The organism is Streptomyces sp. NRRL S-340 (genome assembly GCF_000720185.1).
In the GTDB taxonomy this organism is placed as follows: domain Bacteria; phylum Actinomycetota; class Actinomycetes; order Streptomycetales; family Streptomycetaceae; genus Streptomyces.
This window is the reverse complement of the sequence record NZ_JOIY01000033.1, coordinates 61,563-81,691: the sequence shown is the minus strand read 5'-3', so window position 1 is coordinate 81,691 and position 20,129 is coordinate 61,563. Positions and strand designations below refer to the sequence as shown.

Here is a 20,129-nt window from a genome sequence, read left to right as displayed (position 1 = left end):
GCGTAGCCGGGCGGCAAAGCCGTCCGGCCCGCGGGCCGGGAGCGCGGTGCCCGCGGGACGGGAGCGGCGGGCGGGGGAGCGGCGCGGCGGCCGGGACGGCGGTGTGGCGGTCGCCCGGCAGGTCAGGGCCGGGGGAGAGCCGGTCGGACGTCGGGGCGGGTCGTAGGCTGGGTGCACAGCGCACCCGGGCCCGCGCACCCGCGCCCGGCCCCGCCCCACGCGTCCGTGCGCGGCGCCCCAGACATCCGGAGCACCTTTTCGTGAGCGACACCCCCCGTCGGCCCCGCAAGCCCGCCAAGCCGTACCGCCGGCCCCAGAAGGACCCCGTCCGCATCCTCGCCTTCGACGCGCTGCGCGCCGTGGACGAACGCGACGCGTACGCCAACCTCGTGCTGCCGCCCCTGCTGCGCAAGGCGCGGGAGAAGGGCGACTTCGACGGGCGGGACGCGGCGCTCGCCACCGAACTGGTCTACGGCACCCTGCGCCGGCAGGGCACGTACGACGCGGTCATCGCCGCGTGCGTGGACCGGCCGCTCAGGGAGGTGGACCCGCCCGTCCTGGACGTGCTCGCCCTGGGCGCCCATCAGCTCCTCGGCACGCGTATCCCGAGCCACGCCGCGGTCTCCGCCACCGTCGAGCTGGCCCGGGTCGTGCTCGGTGACGGGCGCGCCAAGTTCGTCAACGCGGTGCTGCGCAAGGTCGCCCAGCACGACCTCGACGGCTGGCTGGAGAAGGTCGCACCGCCCTACGACGAGGATCCCGAGGACCACCTCGCCGTCGTCCACTCCCACCCGCGCTGGGTCGTGTCCGCCCTGTGGGACTCGCTCGGCGGCGGACGCGCAGGCATCGAGGACCTCCTGGACGCCGACAACGAGCGGCCCGAGGTGACCCTCGTGGCCCGGCCGGGGCGCGCCACCACCGAGGAGCTGCTGCGGGAGGAGGCCGCGGTGCCGGGCCGCTGGTCGCCGTACGCCGTCCGGCTCACCGAGGGCGGCGAGCCGGGCGCGGTGGACGCCGTGCGGGAGGGGCGCGCGGGCGTACAGGACGAGGGCAGCCAGCTCGTCGCCCTGGCCCTGGCCGCCGCGCCCGTCGACGGCCCCGACAGCAAGTGGCTGGACGGCTGCGCGGGTCCCGGCGGCAAGGCCGCTCTGCTCGCCGCGCTCGCCGCCGAGCGCGGCGCCGTGCTGCTGGCCTCGGAGAAGCAGCCGCACCGGGCCGGACTGGTCGCGAAGGCGCTCGCCGGGAACCCCGGGCCGTACCAGGTGATCGCCGCCGACGGGACGCGCCCCGCCTGGCGGCCGGGCAGCTTCGACCGCGTCCTCGTCGACGTGCCGTGCACCGGTCTCGGCGCCCTGCGCCGCCGCCCCGAGGCCCGCTGGCGCCGCCGCCCGGAGGACCTCGACGGCTTCGCGCCGCTCCAGCGCGGCCTGCTCCGTACGGCCCTGGAGTCGGTCCGCGTCGGCGGTGTCGTCGGCTACGCCACCTGCTCGCCCCACCTCGCCGAGACCCGTGCGGTCGTCGCCGACCTGCTCAAGCAGTTCCCGACGGCGGAACTGATCGACGCGAGGCCGCTGCTGCCCGGCGTCCCCGCCCTGGGAGAGGGCCCCGACATCCAGCTGTGGCCGCACCTGCACGGCACGGACGCGATGTACCTGGCCCTGATCCGCCGCACCGGCTGATCGCCACCCGGGGGCGGCCCGCCCCTGATGCGCGGGGACCTGCCGGGGTGCCGCCGGGGCCGGTCCGCCCCCCTGATGCGCGGAACTTGCTGGGACACACCCGGGGCCGCCGCCCCGGATGTGCCGGGTCGGCCCGGTCGGCACCGGGGCGCGTCCGCCCCTGACCTGCGACGTCTGCCGGGACGCCGCCGGGGCGGCCCCCCGCGGGGGCACGGGGAACGGCGCGCCCGGCCCCCGCCGGCCGGCCGGAGACCCACCACCGGCGCGCACACCGGCCGCGGCACCCCGGGGGCCGTCCTCACGGCCCCCGGCGGCCCGCCGTTCCGGCCGCGCGCCGCGGCATGGCAGGCTTGGGGCATGGCCGTGCAGATCAACCCCAGCATCCTGTCCGCCGACTTCGCGCGCCTCGCCGAGGAGGCGAAGGCGGTCGAAGGGGCCGACTGGCTCCACGTCGACGTGATGGACAACCACTTCGTCCCGAACCTCACCCTCGGCGTGCCGGTCGTGGAGTCCCTGGCGCGGGCGACGGACACGCCGCTGGACTGCCACCTGATGATCGAGGACCCGGACCGGTGGGCCCCGCAGTACGTCGAGGCGGGCGCCTCCTCGGTGACCTTCCACGTCGAGGCCGCCGCCGCGCCGGTGCGCCTGGCCCGCGAGATCCGCGCCAAGGGTGCCCGCGCCTCGATGGCGCTGAAGCCCGCCACGCCCATCGAGCCGTACGAGGACCTGCTCCCCGAGCTGGACATGCTCCTGATCATGACGGTGGAGCCCGGCTTCGGCGGACAGGCGTTCCTCGACATCATGCTGCCCAAGATCCGCCGTACCAGGGAGCTGATCGGCAAGCACGGTCTGCAGCTGTGGCTCCAGGTCGACGGGGGCGTCTCGGCCTCGACGATCGAGCGGTGCGCGGACGCCGGCGCCGACGTCTTCGTCGCGGGCTCCGCGGTCTACGGCGCCGACGACCCGTCCGAGGCGGTCCGTGCCCTGCGCGCACAGGCGCAGACGGCCACATCCCGGGCATCCTGGGCGTGCGGCCACTGAGTATCGGGGCATCCCGGGCGGTCCGTACGCGCGGCCGGCGCGCGCCGGGGCGTCCCGGACGTGCAACCACTGGGCATCAGGTACGTGAACGGCTCTCATCAGGGCTGATCAACAGCGCCGGATCTGCAAGGATGAACGGCGAATCCAGAGTGTGAACAGCAGTGAGGAGATCGCCGTGTCGGGTATGTCGGCGGGCCGGTCAGCAGTGCGGATGGGACCCGCTGAGCTGGTGCAGGCGGCGGCCATGGCCCGCCGCTTCTACCTCGAGGGCAAGTCCAAGATCCAGATCGCCGAGGAGTTCGGCGTGAGCCGGTTCAAGGTGGCCCGGGTCCTGGAGACCGCTCTCGAACGTGATCTCGTGCGGATCGAGATCCGTGTGCCGGCCGAGCTGGACGCCGAGCGCTCCGACGCGCTCCGCGCCCGCTACGGTCTCCGGCACGCCGTCGTGGTCGAGTCCCCGGCCGAGGCGGAGGAGACGCCCGACCCGGAGAACCTCGGCGAGGTCGCCGCCGATCTGCTCGGCGAACTCGTCGACGAGGGCGACGTCCTGGGCCTGGCCTGGGGCCGTTCCACCATTCACATGGCGGCGGCCCTGGACCGGCTGCCCCCGTGCACGGTGGTGCAGCTGACGGGCGTGTACGACGCCGGGACCTCCGAGCGCGGCTCGGTGGAGGCCGTCCGCCGTGCCGCCCAGGTTTCCGGCGGCGACGCGCACCCCATCTACGCGCCGATGCTGCTGCCGGACGCGGCCACCGCGGCGGCGCTGCGCAACCAGACCGGGATCGCCCGCGCCTTCGAGTACTTCGACAAGGTCACCGTCGCCTGCGTCTCCATCGGTTCGTGGGAGCCGGGCATCTCCACGGTGCACGACATGCTCAGCGACGAGGAGCGTGCCCACTACGCCTCGCTCGGCGTCGCCGCCGAGATGGCCGCGCACCTCTTCGACGCCGAGGGCCGCCGGATCGGCCGCGACCTGGGGGAGCGGTGCATCACGGTCAAGGCCGACCAGCTCCGCCGTATCCCCGAGGTCGTCGCCATCGCCGGCGGCCAGCGCAAGGCGGCCGCGATCGACGCGGTGCTGCGTTCGGGGCTGGTCACCAGCCTCGTCACGGACACCTCGGCCGCCGACTACCTGATGACGGCCGGGCCGTCCCCCAAGTCCGCGCTGCACCGGGCGGACCCGGACGGGGCCTGACGGCGAGCCGCCGGCGGACGGCCGTGGGAGCATCGTCGCCATGCTGCTGCGGTCCGTCCCCCGTGCGCTCGCGGGTCTCCTCGTCTGCCTCGCCGTCCTGCTGGCGGGCTGTTCCGCCGGGAGTCCGAGCGGTTCCGCCACGGGGGGCGCCGCCTCCCCTCCCGCCCGGTCCTCCGCGTCGAGCCCCGCGTCGGCCGGCGCCGCCACGCCCGCCTGGGCGCGGGGCATGGCCACCGTGCGGGAGTCCCGGCTGCCGGCCGAGGCCCGCCGCACGCTGGCCCTCATCGACCGGGGCGGCCCCTTCCCGTACTCCCGGGACGGCGTCGTCTTCGGCAACTTCGAGAAGCGGCTGCCGGCCCACGCGCGCGGCTACTACCACGAGTACACGGTCAGGACCCCCGGCTCCCGCGACCGGGGTGCCCGGCGCCTCGTCACCGGCCGGGACGGCGAGATCTACTACACCGACGACCACTACGACTCGTTCCGGGCGGTGCTGAGATGAGCGATGACCTGGCCGGCCGGCTCGTGGCCGTCCTGGACCTCGACGGGGTCACGGACAAGGCCGGCCTGATGGACCGTGCCGCGCGGGCCCTGGCGCTGCCCGACTGGTTCGGGCGCAACTGGGACGCGCTGGCAGATTCCCTCGCCGATCCCTCCGTGTGGCCGCGAGGAGCGGCAGAGCGCGGCCTGCTGCTCGTCGTGCGGGGCTGGCGCGCGTTCGCCGAGGGCCGCCCCGGGGAGTGGCGCACCGCCGAGGACGTGTTCGCCGAGGCGGCGGACCGCACCCCCGCACTGACCGTCGCACTGATCCTTGGAGGTTCCTCCTAAACCCCCTCTGACCAGCCTGGATGTTGCGACAGGGCATGACGGGCCATCCGGCATGGGACAATGAAGTACGTGCTCTTTCCCCCTGGCTGACCTGTCCGGGGGCCACCTCTGATCGACTGGGATGTGCAGCACGTGCGTTTCCTCAACGACATCCAGCCCGCGTACGACCTGACGTACGACGACGTCTTCATGGTGCCGAGCCGCAGCGCGGTCGGCTCGCGTCAGGGCGTGGACCTCAGCTCCCCGGACGGCACGGGCACCACCATCCCGCTCGTCGTCGCCAACATGACCGCGATCGCCGGCCGCCGCATGGCCGAGACCGTGGCCCGGCGCGGCGGCCTGGTAGTCATCCCGCAGGACATCCCGATCGACGTCGTCACCGAGGTCGTCTCCTGGGTCAAGGGCCGCCACCACGTCCTGGACACCCCGATCGTGCTGGCCCCGCACCAGACGGTCGCCGACGCCCTGTCCCTGCTGCCCAAGCGGGCGCACAACGCCGGTGTGGTCGTCGACGAGGACCACCGGCCCGTCGGCGTGGTCACCGACCGGGACCTGACCGGCGTGGACCGCTTCACCCAGCTCGAAGTCGTCATGAGCCGGGACCTGGTGCTGCTGGACGCGGACATCGACCCGCGCGAGGCCTTCAACCGGCTGGACGCGGCCAACCGCCGCTACGCGCCCGCCGTGGACAAGGAGGGCCGCCTCGCCGGCATCCTCACCCGCAAGGGCGCCCTGCGCGCCACGCTCTACACCCCGGCCACCGACGCGCAGGGCAGGCTCCGTGTCGCCGCCGCCGTCGGCATCAACGGCGACGTGGCGGGCAAGGCGGAGCAGCTCCTCGGCGCGGGTGTGGACACGCTCGTCATCGACACGGCCCACGGCCACCAGGAGTCGATGATCAGCGCGGTCAAGCTGGTCCGCGACCTCGACCCGCAGGTGCCGATCGTGGCCGGCAACATCGTCTCCGCCGAGGGCGTCAAGGACCTGATCGAGGCGGGCGCGGACATCATCAAGGTCGGTGTGGGCCCCGGCGCCATGTGCACCACCCGGATGATGACCGGCGTGGGCCGGCCCCAGTTCTCCGCCGTGCTGGAGTGCGCGGCCGAGGCCCGGAAGTACGGCAAGCACGTCTGGGCCGACGGTGGCGTCCGTCACCCCCGCGACGTGGCGATGGCGCTCGCCGCCGGGGCGTCCAACGTGATGATCGGCTCCTGGTTCGCGGGCACGTACGAGTCGCCGGGCGACCTCCAGCAGGACGCGAGCGGCCGCCTGTACAAGGAGTCCTTCGGCATGGCCTCCGCCCGCGCGGTGCGCAACCGCACCTCGGAGGAGTCGTCCTACGACCGGGCCCGCAAGGCGCTGTTCGAGGAGGGCATCTCCACCTCCCGGATGTTCCTCGACCCGTCCCGCCCGGGCGTCGAGGACCTCATCGACTCGATCATCGCCGGTGTCCGCTCCTCCTGCACCTACGCCGGTGCCGGGTCCCTGGAGGAGTTCGCCGAGAAGGCGATCGTCGGCATCCAGAGCGCGGCCGGCTACGCCGAGGGCAAGCCGCTGCACGCCAGCTGGAGCTGACCGCCGCCCCGCCCCGCCGCCCTGAGCGGAGCGACCCCTTCCGTACGGCCCCTGCCGTCCCGCCGCCGGGACGGCAGGGGCCGTCGGCGTCGGTGGCGGCCGCGGCACACCGGGACACTCCCGCCCGTCCCGTACGCAACGGTCGAAAGCCCCCGCGCAACGAACACCCGCGCAGGGCCCCGGAACGCAACGATCATGCGGAGAGACGCAAGGTTGCTGCATTACGCTTGTGAAGCGCAGCCTCATAGGGTCTGCGCTGTACATGGCGTGGCAGGGACCCCGCTCGGTGGGTCCCCACGGGACGTGGTGCCACCGGTCCCCGCCGCTCGAAGAACCGCAGCGACAAGGAGCCGCGCGTGCTCGACCAAGGCGCACCGCCCAACCGCACCCTCACCGTCCCCTCGTCCTTCGGTGCGCGCCTGATGCGTCGCAAGCCCGTGGAACGCCTGGTCGCGGAGGGCGGCCAGGGCGAGGGGGGCAGTCTCAGGCGCTCCATGGGACTGTGGCAGCTCACCATGATCAGCATCGGTGCCACCCTGGGCACCGGCATCTTCGTCGTCCTGGGCGAGGCGGTCCCCAAGGCCGGGCCCGCCGTCACGCTCTCCTTCGTGATCGCCGGTCTGACGGCGCTCTTCTCCGCCCTGTCCTACGCGGAGCTGGCCGGCACCATCCCGGTCTCCGGCTCCTCGTACTCGTACGCATACGCAACGATGGGCGAGCTGATCGCCTGGGTCTGCGGCTGGTGCCTGGTCCTGGAGTACGGCGTGTCGGTGGCCGCCGTCGCCGTCGGCTGGGGCGAGTACCTCAACGAGCTGCTCAAGGGCACGATCGGCGTGACCATACCCGCGGCCCTGTCGGCGCCGCCCGGCGACGGCGGCGTCTTCAACCTGCCCGCCCTGATCGTCGTCCTGCTGGCGATGACCTTCCTGCTCGGCGGCGCCAAGGAGTCCGCGCGCGCCAACACGATCATGGTGTGCGTGAAGATCGCCGCCCTGATCCTGTTCTGCGCCATCGGCGTGCAGGGCTTCCGCTCCGGCAACTACTCCCACTTCATGCCGCTCGGCATGGGCGGTGTCAGCGCGGCGGGCGCGACGCTGTTCTTCTCGTACATCGGCTTCGACGCGGCCTCCACCGCCGGTGAGGAGGCGAAGAACGCGCAGCGCGACCTGCCGCGCGCGATCATGCTCTCCCTGGTGATCGTCACCGCGCTCTACGTCCTGGTCGCCGCCGTCGCCGTGGGCGCCAAGCCCTGGCGGCAGTTCAACGACTCGGAGGCCGCCCTCGCCCAGATCATGCGCGAGGTCACCGGCCAGAGCTTCTGGGGCACCCTGCTGGCCTTCTGCGCGGTCATCGCCATCGCCAGCGTCGTGCTGACCGTCCTCTACGGCCAGACCCGCATCCTGTTCGCGATGTCCCGCGACGGTCTGGTGCCCAAGGCGTTCTCCCGGGTCCACCCCAGGTCGGGCGCGCCGCGGGTGAACACGGTCATCGTGTCCCTGTTCTGCGGTGTGCTGGCCGCCGCCATCCCGCTCGGACAGCTCGCGGACGCCACCAGCATCGGCACCCTCTTCGCCTTCGCCCTGGTCAACGTGGCCGTCGTGGTGCTGCGCCGGACCCGCCCTGCCATGCGCCGCACCTTCCGGGTGCCGCTGTCGCCGGTGCTGCCCGCGATCGGCTTCGTGCTGTGCGTGTGGATGATGGGCAGCCTGTCCGCCGTCACCTGGGTGGTCTTCGGGATCTGGATGGCCGTCGGGCTCGTGATCTACTTCCTGTACGGCCACCGCCGTTCCCGTCTCGCGGCCGATCCCGCCCCCGCGACGGCAGCCCAGTAGCCCCGAGCCCGACCCCGAAGAAGTGACCCACGCCCCGTGCTGAACGATCTCGACGAACGCATCGTGCACGCCCTCGCCGAGGACGCCCGCCGCTCCTACGCGGACATCGGGCAGCTGATCGGCCTGTCCGCGCCCGCCGTCAAACGGCGGGTGGACCGGCTGCGTGCCACCGGTGCCATCACCGGTTTCACCGTCCGCGTCGACCCCGCGGCGCTCGGCTGGCACACCGAGGGCTACGTGGAGATCCACTGCCGGCGCAACACCTCGCCGGAGACGATCCAGCGCGGTCTCGAGCGCTACCAGGAGGTCGTGTCCGCCTCCACCGTCACCGGTGACGCGGACGCGATCGCCCAGGTCTTCGCCGCGGACATGCGGCACTTCGAGCGCGTCCTGGAACGCATCGCGGGCGAGCCGTTCGTGGAGCGGACCAAGTCGGTCCTGGTCCTTTCCCCCCTCCTGCGCCGCTACTCCTCCGGCTCCCCCACGTAAGCACCCGCGCGCCCCGGAGCCGACCGCCGCCCCTGCGTCCCGTGCGAGGTCCAGGGGCGGTGTGGTGTGCGCGTGGGGCGGGGGCGGGCCTGCCGGCCCGGCGGCCGAGCCGGGTGACGGGGGCCTGCCGGCCCGGCGGCGCCCGGCGGACCGCCGTCGCCGCCGCTCGCGCAACGAATCGCCGCGCGGCCCGGCCCACGCGCAACGAACACCGCGCCGCCGCGCAACGGCTCCCGCTTGTCCGCCCGTACCCCCGCCCGTACCGTCTAACCGACCCCGAATCCCCCTGACCGGCAAGGATCCCGCATGCGTACCGCCCTGCTCCAGAGCTCCGGCCGCCCCGGCTCCGTGGCCGAGAACCTGAAGGTCCTCGACGCCGCCGCCGGCCGCGCCGCCGCTGCCGGGGCGGGCCTGCTGGTCACGCCGGAGATGTTCCTGACCGGCTACGCGATCGGCGACGGCATCGGCCGCCTCGCCGAGCCCGTCGACGGCGACTTCGCGGACGCCGTCGCCGACCTCGCCGGCCGGCACGGCCTGGCGGTCGCCTACGGCTACCCGGAGCGGGACGGTGACGCCGTGTTCAACTCGGCCCAGCTGGTCTCCGCCGACGGCACGCGGCTGGCGAACTACCGCAAGACCCATCTCTTCGGCCGCTTCGAACGCGACCACTTCACCCCGGGCGGGCAGCCCGTCGTCCAGGCAGAGCTGGGCGGCCTGACCGTCGGCCTGATGATCTGCTACGACGTCGAGTTCCCGGAGAACGTCCGCGCCCACGCCCTCGCCGGCACCGACCTCCTGTGCGTGCCGACCGCGCAGATGCACCCGTACCAGTTCGTCGCCGAGTCGGTCGTGCCGGTGCGCGCCTTCGAGAACCAGATGTACGTCGCGTACGTCAACCGCGTCGGCCGGGAGGGCGAGTTCGAGTTCGTCGGCCTCTCCGTCCTCGCCGGCCCCGACGGAGTCGCCCGCACCCGCGCCGGCCGCGACGAGGACCTCGTCGTCGCCGACGCCGACCCCGGCTTCCTCGCCCGCTCCCGGGAGTCGAACCCGTACCTGCTGGACCGCCGCCCCGGCCTCTACGGGTCCCTGGGCTGAGACCGGCCCCGGCCCCGACCTCCCCGATCGTTCTTCACGCGCAAGGAGTCCGCACCCCATGACGTCCACCGTGCCCAACGCCGTCGAGCACGCAGACGAGCAGCAGCCGCCGATCACCATGTTCGGCCCGGACTTCCCGTACGCGTACGACGACTTCCTCGCCCACCCGGCGGGGCTCGGCCAGATACCCGCGACCGAGCACGGCAGCGAGGTCGCGGTCATCGGCGGCGGCCTGTCGGGCATCGTGGCCGCCTACGAACTGATGAAGATGGGCCTCAAGCCCGTCGTCTACGAGGCGGACCGGATCGGCGGCAGGCTGCGCACCGTCGGTTTCGAGGGCTGCGACCCGGACCTCACCGCAGAGATGGGCGCGATGCGCTTCCCGCCGTCCTCCACGGCGCTCCAGCACTACATCGACCTGGTCGGCCTGACCACCCGCCCCTTCCCGAACCCGCTCGCCGAGGCGACCCCGTCGACCGTCGTCGACCTCAAGGGCGAGTCGCACTACGCGGAGACGATCGACGATCTGCCGCAGGTCTACCGGGACGTCGCCGAGGCCTGGAACAAGTGCCTGGAAGAGGGCGCCGACTTCTCCGACATGAACCGCGCCCTGCGCGAGCGGGACGTGCCCCGCATCCGCGCGATCTGGTCGAGGCTCGTCGAGAAGCTCGACAACCAGACGTTCTACGGCTTCCTGTGCGACTCCGAGGCGTTCAAGTCCTTCCGGCACCGGGAGATCTTCGGCCAGGTCGGCTTCGGCACCGGCGGCTGGGACACCGACTTCCCCAACTCCATCCTGGAGATCCTGCGCGTCGTCTACACCGAGGCCGACGACCACCACCGCGGCATCGTCGGCGGCTCGCAGCAGCTGCCGCTGCGGCTGTGGGAGCGCGAGCCGGAGAAGATCGTCCACTGGCCGTACGGCACCTCGCTGAAGACGCTGCACCCGGGCGGCGAGCCGCGCTCGGCCGTGACCCGGCTGCACCGCACCGCGGGCAACCGGATCACCGTGACGGACGCGGACGGCGACATCCGCACCTACCGGGCGGCGATCTTCACCGCGCAGTCCTGGATGCTGCTGTCCAAGATCCAGTGCGACGACGCGCTGTTCCCGATCGACCACTGGACGGCGATCGAGCGCACCCACTACATGGAGTCCAGCAAGCTCTTCGTCCCGGTCGACCGGCCGTTCTGGCTGGACAAGGACGAGGAGACGGGCCGGGACGTCATGTCGATGACGCTCACCGACCGCATGACCCGCGGCACCTACCTCCTGGACGACGGCCCGGACAGGCCCGCCGTGATCTGCCTGTCGTACACCTGGTGCGACGACAGCCTCAAGTGGCTGCCGCTGTCCGCGAACGAGCGGATGGAGGTCATGCTGAAGTCGCTGTCGGAGATCTATCCGAACGTCGACATCAGGAAGCACATCATCGGCAGCCCGGTGACCGTCTCCTGGGAGAACGAGCCCTACTTCATGGGCGCGTTCAAGGCCAACCTGCCCGGCCACTACCGCTACCAGCGGCGCCTGTTCACGCACTTCATGCAGGAGGGGCTGCCCGAGGACAAGCGGGGCATCTTCCTGGCCGGCGACGACATCTCCTGGACGGCCGGCTGGGCCGAGGGCGCCGTCCAGACCGCGCTGAACGCGGTCTGGGGCGTCATGCACCACTTCGGCGGGGCGACCGACGCGACGAACCCCGGTCCCGGCGACGTCTTCGACGAGATCGCGCCCGTCGAACTGCCGGAGGACTGACCGCGGCAACTGACCGCCGGGACGGATCGCGGGCACCGATCGCGAGGGCCGGCCGCGAGGACCGACGGCGAGGACCGCTCGCGGGGCCGGCCCCCGAGGGCCGGTCCCGGGCGGGGGCGGTCACAGCCCGGCGGCCCGCGCCTTCTCGTAGACCTCCGCGGCGACGTCCTTGAGTTCCTCGGCGTCCCGCAGGGTGCTCTGCAGATCGACGAGGATCTCCTCCATGCCGATCCCGGCGTGCGCGAGAAGGTCCTCGACGATCTGGTCGGCGCTGCCGTGGAAGGGGCTCCGGTCGGCGCCTTCCCGGGCCTTGGGCGAGTAGCGGGCGTTCGCCCGCAGCACCGTCCGGATGGGTTGCTGCCGGCCGCGCTCGGCGGCCAGGTCCTGCAGGGCGTGCCACTGGGCGGCGACCTGCTCGACGCCCATGCCGGCCGGCAGCCAGCCGTCGGCGTGCTCCACCAGCCGCTCGCGCGCCTTGCGGGTGGTCGCGGCCAGCAGGATCGGGATCGGCCGGGCGGGCTTGGGGCCGACCACGGCCGAGTCGATCTCGGTGATCCGGCCGTGGTGGCGCACAGGGTCGGGGCCCCACACCGCCCGGCAGACGTCGATCACCTCGTCCAGCACCCGGCCGCGCTCCTTGATCGGGCGGATGCCCGCCGCCGCGTACTCGTCCAGGGACCAGCCGGTGCCCAGGCCCGCGATCACCCGGCCGCCGCTGGCCGCGTCCAGCGAGGCCAGGGTCCTGGCCAGCTGGAAGGGCACGTGCAGCGGCGCGACCAGCACACTGCTGCCGAGACTCACCCGCTCGGTGACGGCCGCGGCCAGCGTGAGCGTGACCAGCGGGTCGGCCACATGGCGGTAGGAGTCGGGCCAGGGCAGGCCCTCGATGCCGTAGAGCCCCTGGGTCGCGGGCTCCGGGAACAGTGCCCGCTCGTACACCCAGAGGCTGTCGTAGCCGATGCCCTCCGCCGTCCGCGCCACGTCGGGCACGTCCCTGCCGAGGTCGTACTGACGGTTCTGCGGAAGGCCCAGTCCCAGACGGGTCGCCATGGTGGTGCGCTCCTTCGTGATCGCCGGTGATCGCCGGTGTCCATGGGCAACGTACAGCGACCGCACGGCAGTTCCGGGGAGCAGCGCGGTGCCGTCGAGCGGCAGTGGAGCCTTCGGCGGCGCCCGGGCCCGGGGAACGGTCCGAGCCGCCGCGGGCCCGGCGGGGGAGGGGCGGGCCGGTCAGGCGGGCAGCGGTGTGAGCATCATGCGACCGGCGAAGCCGACCGCCGCGTCCAGCCGCCGGGTGAAGTCCTCGGCCACGTCGGGCAGCCGGCGCAGCGCCCACAGCGCCCGCGCGGCCGACCAGGCGGCGTCCCGGGCCTGCTCCAGGCTCCACGCGCCCAGCAGATGGGTCAGCGGGTCGGCGATCCGCAGCAGGTCCGGACCCGGCATCAGGTCCTCGCGGACGCGTTCCTCCAGCGCGGCCAGCAGGTCGCCCACCCGCTCGAAGTCGCCCTCCAGATCGGCCGGTTCGCACTCCAGCGCCGCGCACGTGTCCACCACGGCCAGGGCCAGGTCGTGTCCGACGTGCGCGTTGACGCCGGCCAGCGCGAACTGGAGCGGGCGCACGCCCGGGTGCCGGCGCGACTGGAGGAGCGGCCGCCAGCAGGCCGGTGCGTGCCGCTCCTGGGCCGCCGGGTCCACGGCGGTGAGGTACCGCTCGGTGAACCGTACGTCCAGCGTGGCCGCCGCCCGCGCTCCGGTGAACCGCCCGGCCGCCGGCCGCCGTCCGGCCTCCTCGGTGACGGCGAGGTAGACCCGGTTGAAGACCGCGATCCCGTCCCGCTCCGGCAGCCCGGCGGCCAGGCCCCGCATCCGTGTGACGACCGCGTCCACTGTGTCCGGACGACGGATGAGTTGTACCGATTGCCCCATGGGGGCAGGGTTCCAGGCCCGCACCGGCCCTGGGGCCGACCGGCCGGACGCTTCCCCAGAACGGGGGAACGTCCGAGCGATCCGGGCCCGGCCGCAGGGGCGCTCACCTATACCGGGCACGCGCCACGGAGCCGGCACGGTTTGGAACCCGTCACGGTCCGGGACGGCCCGGCGCTCGTCACGGTCCCGGGCGCGGCCCGGCACCCGCTGCGGACCCGGCACGGTCCGGAACCCGTCACGGTCCCGGGCGCGGCCCGGCACCCGTCAGAGAGCCGGTGCGGTCCGGTGCCCGCCGTGACCCCGGCACGGTCCTTGCGCCGGCCGCGGCCACGGCGACGCCCGGGCGCCTGCCGCATCCGGTACGTTCCGCGCGGGCGCGTCTCACGTTCCGCGCGGGCGCGTCTCAGGACGCGGCCTGACCCGGTTCGCCGCTCCCGGCCCGCCCCGACGCGTCGTACGACGACGTGCCCTCGTCCAGCAGCGGCTCCTGCTTCTTCAGGTGCGCCGGGGCGAAGGCCCGCAGGGCGTGGTACCCGGTGATGACGACGACCGTGCCGAGCGCGATGCCGCTCAGCGAGAAGGTGTCGGTGAACTTCATGCTGACGTTGCCGACGCCGATGATGATGCCCGCCGCGGCCGGCACCAGGTTCAGCGGGTTGCGCAGGTCCACCCTGGCGTTGGTCCAGATCTGCGCGCCGAGCAGGCCGATCATGCCGTACAGGATGACGGTGATGCCGCCGAGCACGCCGCCGGGGATCGCGGCGACGACGGCACCGAACTTGGGGCAGACGCCGAACAGCAGCGCGAAGCCGGCGGCGGCCCAGTAGGCCGCGGTCGAGTAGACGCGGGTGGCCGCCATCACGCCGATGTTCTCGGAGTAGGTGGTGTTGGGCGGGCCGCCCACGGCCGTGGAGATCATGGAGGCCACGCCGTCCGCGGAGATCGCCGTGCCCAGCTTGTCGTCGAGCGGGTCGCCGGTCATCTCGCCGACCGCCTTCACGTGGCCGGCGTTCTCCGCGACCAGCGCGATCACGACGGGCAGCGCGACCAGGATCGCCGACCAGTGGAAGGCCGGTCCGTGGAAGGCCGGCAGACCGATCCAGTCGGCCTTGGAGACGCCGGAGAGGTCCAGGCGCCAGTGGTCGGTGAGCCTGCCCGACCCGTCCACGGAGTGGATCTTCCCGAAGACCCGGTCGAAGACCCAGGAGATGCCGTAGCCGAAGACCAGCCCGAGGAAGATCGCGATCCGGGACCAGAAACCCCGCAGGCAGACCACGGCCAGTCCGGTGAACAGCATCACCAGCAGGGCCGTCCACTGGTCCTGCGGCCAGTACGTCGAGGCGGTCACCGGGGCGAGGTTGAAGCCGATCAGCATCACCACCGCGCCCGTGACGATCGGCGGCATCGCGGCGTGGATGATCCGCGCCCCGAACCGCTGCACCGCGACGCCCACCAGGAACAGCACGACGCCGACGACGAAGACCGCGCCGGTCACGGTCGCGCTCGTGCCGCCCTGCGCCCGGATCACCGCGGCGACGCCCACGAACGACAGCGAGCAGCCCAGGTAGCTGGGCACCCGGCCACGCGTGGCGAGCAGGAAGAGCACGGTCGCCACGCCCGACATCATGATGGCGAGGTTCGGGTCGAGGCCCATGAGCACGGGGGCCACGAAAGAGGCGCCGAACATGGCCACGACGTGCTGGGCGCCGAGCCCGACCGTGCGGGGCCAGGACAGCCGTTCGTCGGGCCGGACCACCGCTCCGGGTGCGGGCGTGCGCCCGTCACCGTGCAGTTTCCAGCGCACGCCGAGGTCCATGGTGGGGTTTCGCTTTCTCTGTACGTGAAGTCTGTCCAGACCATTGTGCGGGTGGCCGGGCGGCTGACCAGCACCTTCCCCGCCGGACAGGCTGAGCGACCGCTTAGAATGACGGTCGTCCCGCCCTGCGGGCCCGTACGCCCCCTCGCGCCGACCCGGCCGTGCGTCCGGTCCCGCCGCCCGGCCCGTACGTTCAGGAGCATCACCGTGACCGCCGAAGCGCCCGCCGCCCCCGCCCTGTCGTACGGGCGGCTGATCCCCGTCACCGTCCACTTCGACGACCTGGACGCCCTCGGGCTGCTGCACAACGCCCGCTACCCGCTCATGGTCGAACGCGCCTGGGCCGGGCTGTGGCACGAGCACGGCTTCCGCTTCGAGGGCGACTGGGTGGCCGCCGGGGACGCCTGCAACGCCGTCAAGGAACTGCGCATCACCTACGAGGCGCCGGTGACCCGGCCGGGCGGGTACGCCGTCCACCTGTGGCTCGAACGGCTCGGCACCACCGGCCTCACCTACGGCTTCCGCTTCTGCTCGGCCGACGGCGCGCTGACGTACGCGCACGGCAGCCGCGTCCTGGTCCGGCTGGACCCGGCGACGCTGCGGCCGGCGCCGTGGAGCGCGGAGTTCAGGGCCGCGGGTCAGGAACTGCTGCGCCCGGCCCGCTGATCCTCGGACGGTCCCGGTCGCCCGCCCGCAGCACTCCCGCCAAGACCGCCAGGCCGCACGCCAGGACGGTGACCAGGCCGAACGACACCACCAGGCTGGTCGCCTGGGCGAGACCGCCGATCGCGCCCGGCGCCACCAGACCCGAGGTGTACGTGATGGTCGCCACACCCGCGATGGCCTGGCTGGGGTTCGGTCCGCTGCGTCCCGCCGCGGCGAAGCAGAGCGGGACGACGACCGCGATGCCCAGACCCATCAGGGCGAACCCGGTCATCGCCACCGCCGGATGCCCCGCCGCCACGACCAGCAGGCCCCCGGCCACGGCCAGCACCCCGCCGGCCCGCACCGTGCGCACCGAGCCGAACCGGTCCACCACCTTGTCCCCCGCGATCCGGGCGATGGCCATGGTGAAGGTGAAGCCGGTCGTGCAGGCCGCGGCGAGTCCGGCCGAGGTCTCCAGCCGCTGCCGCAGGTAGACCGCGGACCAGTCCAGGCTCGCGCCCTCCGCGAACACCGCGCAGAACCCGACGGCACCGATCAGCAGGGCCGACTTCGGCGGCAGCGCGAACCGCGGCGGCGGGTCCTCGTCCTCGGCGGGCTGCAGGTCCAGGACCCAGGCGCAGGCGGTGAAGCCGAGGACCGTCAGCACGGCCGCCGTCAGCGTGTGGTGCAGGCGGGCGTCCGCCCCCAGGTGCGCGGCGAGCGTCCCGGCCGCCGAACCGATCAGGGCGCCCGCGCTCCACATGCCGTGCAGCCCCGACATGATCGAGCGGCCGAGCCGGTTCTCCACCTCCACGCCGAGCGCGTTCATCGCGACGTCCGACATGCCCGCCGAGGCGCCGTACACGAACAGGGCCAGGCACAGGGCGAGCAGGTTCGGGGCGAGCGCGGGAAGGACCAGCGAGAGCGTCCACAGGGCCAGCAGGCCGCGCAGGGCGGTGCGGGCGCCGAAGCGGTGGCTGATGCGCCCGGCCAGCGGCATCGCCACGGACGCCCCCAGCGCGGGGAACGCCAGCGCGAGACCCAGTTGGCCGGCGCTGACCGATGCGTGGTCCTGGATCCAGGGCACCCGCGTGGCGAACGATCCCGTCACGGCGCCGTGCACGGCGAAGACGGCCGCCACGGCGTACCGGGCGCGCCTGACCTCGCGCTGCTGGTAGACCACTGCTGTCATTCTCCGGCCCCTCCCGGGCGTGTGCCTCGTCCCGCCGTGCTGCTGCGGACGTAAACTATCAGGGACCCTGCCTGATAGATAGGGACCGGGGGCGGCCCGCGAGGCGGCCCGCCCCCGCGGATCTGGAAGGATTCCCGGCATGCCCGCATCCCCGAGCACCGCCCGGGCCATCAACGACCGGCTCGCCCTGCGCCTGTTGCAGCAGGAAGGGCCGTTGACGGCAGGGCAGTTGAAGCATCTGACCGGACTGTCCCGGCCGACCGTCGCGGACCTGGTCGAGCGTCTGACGGTCTCCGGCCTGATCACCGTGGTGGGGGAGTCCGGGGAGCAGCGGCGCGGACCCAACGCCCGCTTGTACGGCATCGTCGCCGACCGGGCCCACCTCGCCGCCCTCGACGTGCGCACCGACAGCGTCGCCGTGACCGTCTGCGACCTGATCGGCCGCGAACTGGCCGCCGAGTCGGTGCCGATCGGTCCGGGCACCGGCACCGGCCCGGCCGTCGAGCAGGCCGTCACCCTGGTGGAGCGCGCCGCCAAGGAGGCGGGTGCGGAAGAGCTGCACACCGTCGGCATAGGCGCGCCCGGCCTGATCGACCCGGACACGGGCGAACTGCGCGGAACCACCGGGCTGCCCGAGTGGCACCGCCGGCTGGTGGCCGCGCTCCAGGACCGGCTGCCGCGGGCCCGCGTCATCGTCGAGAACGAGACGAACCTCGCCGCGCTGGCCGAACAGCGCGACGGGGCCGCCCGGGGGCGGGACACGTTCGTCCTGCTGTGGCTGGGCCACGGCGCCGGCGCGGCGGTGGTCCTGGACGGCGTCCTGCGGCACGGCGCCTCCGGCGGCACGGGCGAGATCGGGTTCCTGCCCGTGCCCGGCACCGGCGGCCTGCCCTCGGCGACCGACTGCACGGGCGGCTTCCACTCGCTGGCCGGTTCCGCGGCGGTGGCGGAGCTGGCCGCCCGGTTCGGGATCTCGGCGGCCCCGGCGGGACGGGAACCGGCCGCCGCGGAACTGGTGCGCGGCGCGGTGCGGGGGGACGCGCCCCGGGCCGCCGAGTTCCTGGACGCCCTCGCCGACCGGGTGACCCTCGCGGCGGCCTCCGTGGTGGCGGTGCTGGACCCCGGGTGCGTGGTGCTGGGCGGCGAGATCGGCCGGGCCGGCGGGGACGCGCTCGCCGCGCGGGTGGCGCGGCGGGTCGCCCGGATGTCACCGCTGCCCACCGAGGTCCGGGCGAGCACGCTGGGCGGCGGCGCGGTGCTGCGCGGCGCGCTCCTGACGGCGCGGGACCGCGCCCAGGAGATCCTTTTCGCGCCCCCCGGCCCGCCCCCTCACCCCCGCGAGACGCCCGGCCCCGCGGCCCCGCCGCGCCCGCGCTGAGGGGCCTGCCGTCTCGTTTCCCGCCGGGCGGGGCCGCCTGCGCTGACGCCGTCCCGCCGCGTCGCTTCGGGCCGGCCGCCCGACCCTGCGGCCCCGGTGCGCCCGCGCTGAGCGCCCTGCCGTCTCGTTTCCCGCCGGGCGGGGCCGCCCGCGCTGGCGTCGCCTCGCCGCGCCGCTTCCCGCCGGCTGGCCCCGGTACGCCGCGCTGAGGGCCCTGCCGTCTCGTTCCCTGCCTGGCAGGGCCGCGCGTGCTGACGTCGTCCCGCAGCGTCGCTTCCGGTCGGCCGACCCGGTGCGCCCGCGCTGAGGGCCCCGCCGTCTCGGTCCCGCCCGTTTGGGCGCCCGCCCCCGACGTCGCCTCGGCGTCGCTCCCCGCCGGGCCGGCCCCGACGCGCGCTGAGGGCCCCGCCGTCTCAATCCCCGTCGGGCGGGGCCGCCCGCCCTGACAGTCGCCCCGCCGCGTCGCTCCCCGCCGGGCCGGCCGCGGTGCGCCCCGCTCTGACGGTCCGGCCGCGTCGCTCCCCGCCGGCCCCGCGGCCCGGTACGTCCGCGGTGACGGTCCGGCCGCCTCACTCCCGCCGGCCGCGGCGGGCCGCCAGGTACTCCTCGAAGGTGCGCTTGCCCACGGCCCGCCGCGGAGCGAGGTGCTCGCCCTCGCGGAAACCCTGGTAGGCGCGGCCGGCCAGGGGCACGTTCAGGACGGGGCGGCGGCGGGCCGTGGCCCCGAGGTAGGCGCGGGCCAGGGACTCCAGGCCGCGGACCTCGGGGCCGCCCATGTCCGGCACCCGCCCCGCCGGTGCGCCCGCCGCCAGTTCCGCCAGCCGTCCGGCGACCTCCGCCGCCTCGACCGGCTGCTCCCGCACACCCGCCGGGAGCAGCATGACCGGCGGCCGGGCCATGCGCCGGAAGGCGGCCGCCAGGAGGTCGTGGGTCCGGGTGGCACGCAGGACCGACCAGCCCAGGCCCGACTCCTCGACCAACCGCTCCACGGCCCGCGCGGTCTCGTAGTGGCCCAGCGGCAGCCGGCCCGCGCCCACGGCGGAGACGAGCACCAGATGTCCCGCCCCGGCCCGGCGCGCCGCCGCGACCAGGTGGGCCGCGGCCTCCTCGCCACCGTCCCGCGGCGGACTCGCGCAGTGCACGACCGTGTCCGCACCGGCCACGGCCGCGTCCAGCGCCCTCCCGCCCTCGCGCAGGTCCACGGCGCCGGGCGGCCGCCGGCCGAGCACCCGCACCTCGTACCCGTCCGCGCGCAGCCGCTCGGCGACGAGCCCGCCGAGGGATCCGCCGCCGGTCACCAGGATCACGGTCATGCTGTTCAGCCCCTTCGGACGGCCCGTCCGGCGGTCCCTCGGACGGTTCCTCGGACGGCTCTTCGGAGGGCTCCTCGGCACGGCTGGAGACTCCTTCAGGAGGCCCGTCCGGCAGCTCCCTCCGGGCGGACCGCCCGGCACCCCCGCCGGCGGCTCCTTCCGGCGCTCCCTCCGGCACCGGCGGTACGAGTTCCAGCTTGTCCGCGTTCGGCGGCACCCGCATCCGCACGCAGCCGCATCCGCACCCACGTGCCAAGCGCCCGCCACCGCCCACGTGTTCCGCCCCGTGTCAGGGGAACTCTCCTGCCCTGCGGCCCTGTTGACCCCTCTGGTCTAGTCCACCTAGGGTCTGACCGGGTCCGACTC

The 20,129-nt window shown here is 74.2% G+C and carries 17 protein-coding genes; 12 read left to right on the top strand and 5 right to left on the bottom strand.

Annotated elements, in window-relative coordinates:
* Nucleotides 1–260: 260 nt before the first annotated feature.
* From IG64_RS24640 to IG64_RS24595, 10 genes are all read left to right on the top strand, one after another.
* Nucleotides 261–1,679, top strand: a complete 1,419-nt coding sequence (locus tag IG64_RS24640) for an RsmB/NOP family class I SAM-dependent RNA methyltransferase (RefSeq protein ID WP_037859959.1) — start codon at nt 261–263, stop codon at nt 1,677–1,679.
* Nucleotides 1,680–2,036: 357 nt separating this feature from the next.
* Complete coding sequence (rpe, locus tag IG64_RS24635) at nt 2,037–2,723, top strand: ribulose-phosphate 3-epimerase (protein WP_037859958.1); 687 nt, start codon at nt 2,037–2,039, stop codon at nt 2,721–2,723.
* A 151-nt stretch (nt 2,724–2,874) separates the two neighbouring features.
* Nucleotides 2,875–3,918, top strand: a complete 1,044-nt coding sequence (locus tag IG64_RS24630) for a sugar-binding transcriptional regulator (RefSeq protein ID WP_037859956.1) — start codon at nt 2,875–2,877, stop codon at nt 3,916–3,918.
* 40 nt (nt 3,919–3,958) lie between these two features.
* Entirely contained in the window at nt 3,959–4,420 is a 462-nt protein-coding gene (locus IG64_RS24625) for a ribonuclease domain-containing protein (protein ID WP_037859953.1), read from the top strand.
* Nucleotides 4,417–4,746: a barstar family protein gene (locus IG64_RS24620; RefSeq protein ID WP_037859951.1), complete on the top strand. Its 330-nt coding sequence runs from the start codon at nt 4,417–4,419 to the stop codon at nt 4,744–4,746. Before IG64_RS24625 ends, IG64_RS24620 begins: the two co-directional genes overlap by 4 nt.
* 132 nt (nt 4,747–4,878) lie before the next feature.
* Complete coding sequence (locus IG64_RS24615) at nt 4,879–6,321, top strand: GuaB1 family IMP dehydrogenase-related protein (protein ID WP_037860229.1); 1,443 nt, start codon at nt 4,879–4,881, stop codon at nt 6,319–6,321.
* 356 nt (nt 6,322–6,677) lie between these two features.
* A complete protein-coding gene (locus tag IG64_RS24610; RefSeq protein ID WP_037859948.1) occupies nt 6,678–8,153 on the top strand; it encodes an amino acid permease in 1,476 nt (491 codons plus the stop codon).
* 36 nt (nt 8,154–8,189) lie between these two features.
* Nucleotides 8,190–8,642 (top strand): Lrp/AsnC family transcriptional regulator, encoded by a 453-nt coding sequence (locus IG64_RS24605; RefSeq protein WP_037859947.1) that lies wholly within the window; start codon nt 8,190–8,192, stop codon nt 8,640–8,642.
* A gap of 306 nt (nt 8,643–8,948) precedes the next feature.
* The gene (locus IG64_RS24600; protein WP_037859945.1) at nt 8,949–9,737 is read left to right on the top strand and encodes a carbon-nitrogen hydrolase family protein; all 789 of its coding nucleotides are present in this window, start codon (nt 8,949–8,951) and stop codon (nt 9,735–9,737) included.
* 58 nt (nt 9,738–9,795) lie between these two features.
* Nucleotides 9,796–11,493 (top strand): flavin monoamine oxidase family protein, encoded by a 1,698-nt coding sequence (locus IG64_RS24595; protein ID WP_037859944.1) that lies wholly within the window; start codon nt 9,796–9,798, stop codon nt 11,491–11,493.
* A 120-nt stretch (nt 11,494–11,613) separates the two neighbouring features.
* Here IG64_RS24595 and IG64_RS24590 read toward each other — a convergent pair whose 3' ends face one another.
* The 3 genes from IG64_RS24590 to IG64_RS24580 all read right to left on the bottom strand — a co-directional run bounded on the left by IG64_RS24590 (nt 11,614) and on the right by IG64_RS24580 (nt 15,235).
* Nucleotides 11,614–12,543, bottom strand: coding sequence for an LLM class F420-dependent oxidoreductase (locus tag IG64_RS24590; RefSeq protein WP_037859942.1), 930 nt, complete (start codon nt 12,541–12,543; stop codon nt 11,614–11,616).
* Nucleotides 12,544–12,723: 180 nt separating this feature from the next.
* The gene (locus IG64_RS24585; RefSeq protein WP_037859940.1) at nt 12,724–13,419 is read right to left on the bottom strand and encodes a DUF5995 family protein; all 696 of its coding nucleotides are present in this window, start codon (nt 13,417–13,419) and stop codon (nt 12,724–12,726) included.
* 403 nt (nt 13,420–13,822) lie between these two features.
* A complete protein-coding gene (locus IG64_RS24580; RefSeq protein ID WP_037859937.1) occupies nt 13,823–15,235 on the bottom strand; it encodes a uracil-xanthine permease family protein in 1,413 nt (470 codons plus the stop codon).
* Between the two features lie 207 nt (nt 15,236–15,442).
* Between IG64_RS24580 and IG64_RS24575 the strand changes: the two genes are divergently transcribed.
* A complete protein-coding gene (locus IG64_RS24575; RefSeq protein ID WP_037859935.1) occupies nt 15,443–15,901 on the top strand; it encodes an acyl-CoA thioesterase in 459 nt (152 codons plus the stop codon).
* Here IG64_RS24575 and IG64_RS24570 read toward each other — a convergent pair.
* On the bottom strand, nt 15,861–17,072 hold the full coding sequence (locus IG64_RS24570) for an MFS transporter (protein ID WP_037859932.1): 1,212 nt from the start codon (nt 17,070–17,072) through the stop codon (nt 15,861–15,863). The genes IG64_RS24575 and IG64_RS24570 overlap by 41 nt on opposite strands.
* 139 nt (nt 17,073–17,211) lie before the next feature.
* Here IG64_RS24570 and IG64_RS24565 point away from each other — a divergent pair, with 139 nt between their 5' ends.
* A complete protein-coding gene (locus IG64_RS24565) occupies nt 17,212–18,450 on the top strand; it encodes an ROK family transcriptional regulator (protein WP_051813306.1) in 1,239 nt (412 codons plus the stop codon).
* Between the two features lie 569 nt (nt 18,451–19,019).
* Here IG64_RS24565 and IG64_RS24560 read toward each other — a convergent pair.
* Nucleotides 19,020–19,763 carry an SDR family oxidoreductase gene (locus IG64_RS24560; RefSeq protein ID WP_037859931.1) on the bottom strand — a complete coding sequence of 248 codons (744 nt, stop codon included), beginning with the start codon at nt 19,761–19,763 and terminating at the stop codon, nt 19,020–19,022.
* Nucleotides 19,764–20,129 lie beyond the last annotated feature (366 nt).

What these genes read in the sequence shown, in the direction of transcription:
- IG64_RS24560 (WP_037859931.1), bottom strand. Translation starts at nt 19,763, where the DNA reads ATGACCGTGATCCTGGTGACCGGCGGCGGATCCCTCGGCGGGCTCGTC.
- IG64_RS24625 (WP_037859953.1), top strand. Translation starts at nt 3,959, where the DNA reads ATGCTGCTGCGGTCCGTCCCCCGTGCGCTCGCGGGTCTCCTCGTCTGC.
- IG64_RS24580 (WP_037859937.1), bottom strand. Translation starts at nt 15,235, where the DNA reads ATGGACCTCGGCGTGCGCTGGAAACTGCACGGTGACGGGCGCACGCCC.
- IG64_RS24585 (WP_037859940.1), bottom strand. Translation starts at nt 13,419, where the DNA reads ATGGGGCAATCGGTACAACTCATCCGTCGTCCGGACACAGTGGACGCG.
- rpe (WP_037859958.1), top strand. Translation starts at nt 2,037, where the DNA reads ATGGCCGTGCAGATCAACCCCAGCATCCTGTCCGCCGACTTCGCGCGC.
- IG64_RS24600 (WP_037859945.1), top strand. Translation starts at nt 8,949, where the DNA reads ATGCGTACCGCCCTGCTCCAGAGCTCCGGCCGCCCCGGCTCCGTGGCC.
- IG64_RS24570 (WP_037859932.1), bottom strand. Translation starts at nt 17,072, where the DNA reads ATGACAGCAGTGGTCTACCAGCAGCGCGAGGTCAGGCGCGCCCGGTAC.
- IG64_RS24590 (WP_037859942.1), bottom strand. Translation starts at nt 12,543, where the DNA reads ATGGCGACCCGTCTGGGACTGGGCCTTCCGCAGAACCGTCAGTACGAC.
- IG64_RS24565 (WP_051813306.1), top strand. Translation starts at nt 17,212, where the DNA reads ATGCCCGCATCCCCGAGCACCGCCCGGGCCATCAACGACCGGCTCGCC.
- IG64_RS24620 (WP_037859951.1), top strand. Translation starts at nt 4,417, where the DNA reads ATGAGCGATGACCTGGCCGGCCGGCTCGTGGCCGTCCTGGACCTCGAC.
- IG64_RS24595 (WP_037859944.1), top strand. Translation starts at nt 9,796, where the DNA reads ATGACGTCCACCGTGCCCAACGCCGTCGAGCACGCAGACGAGCAGCAG.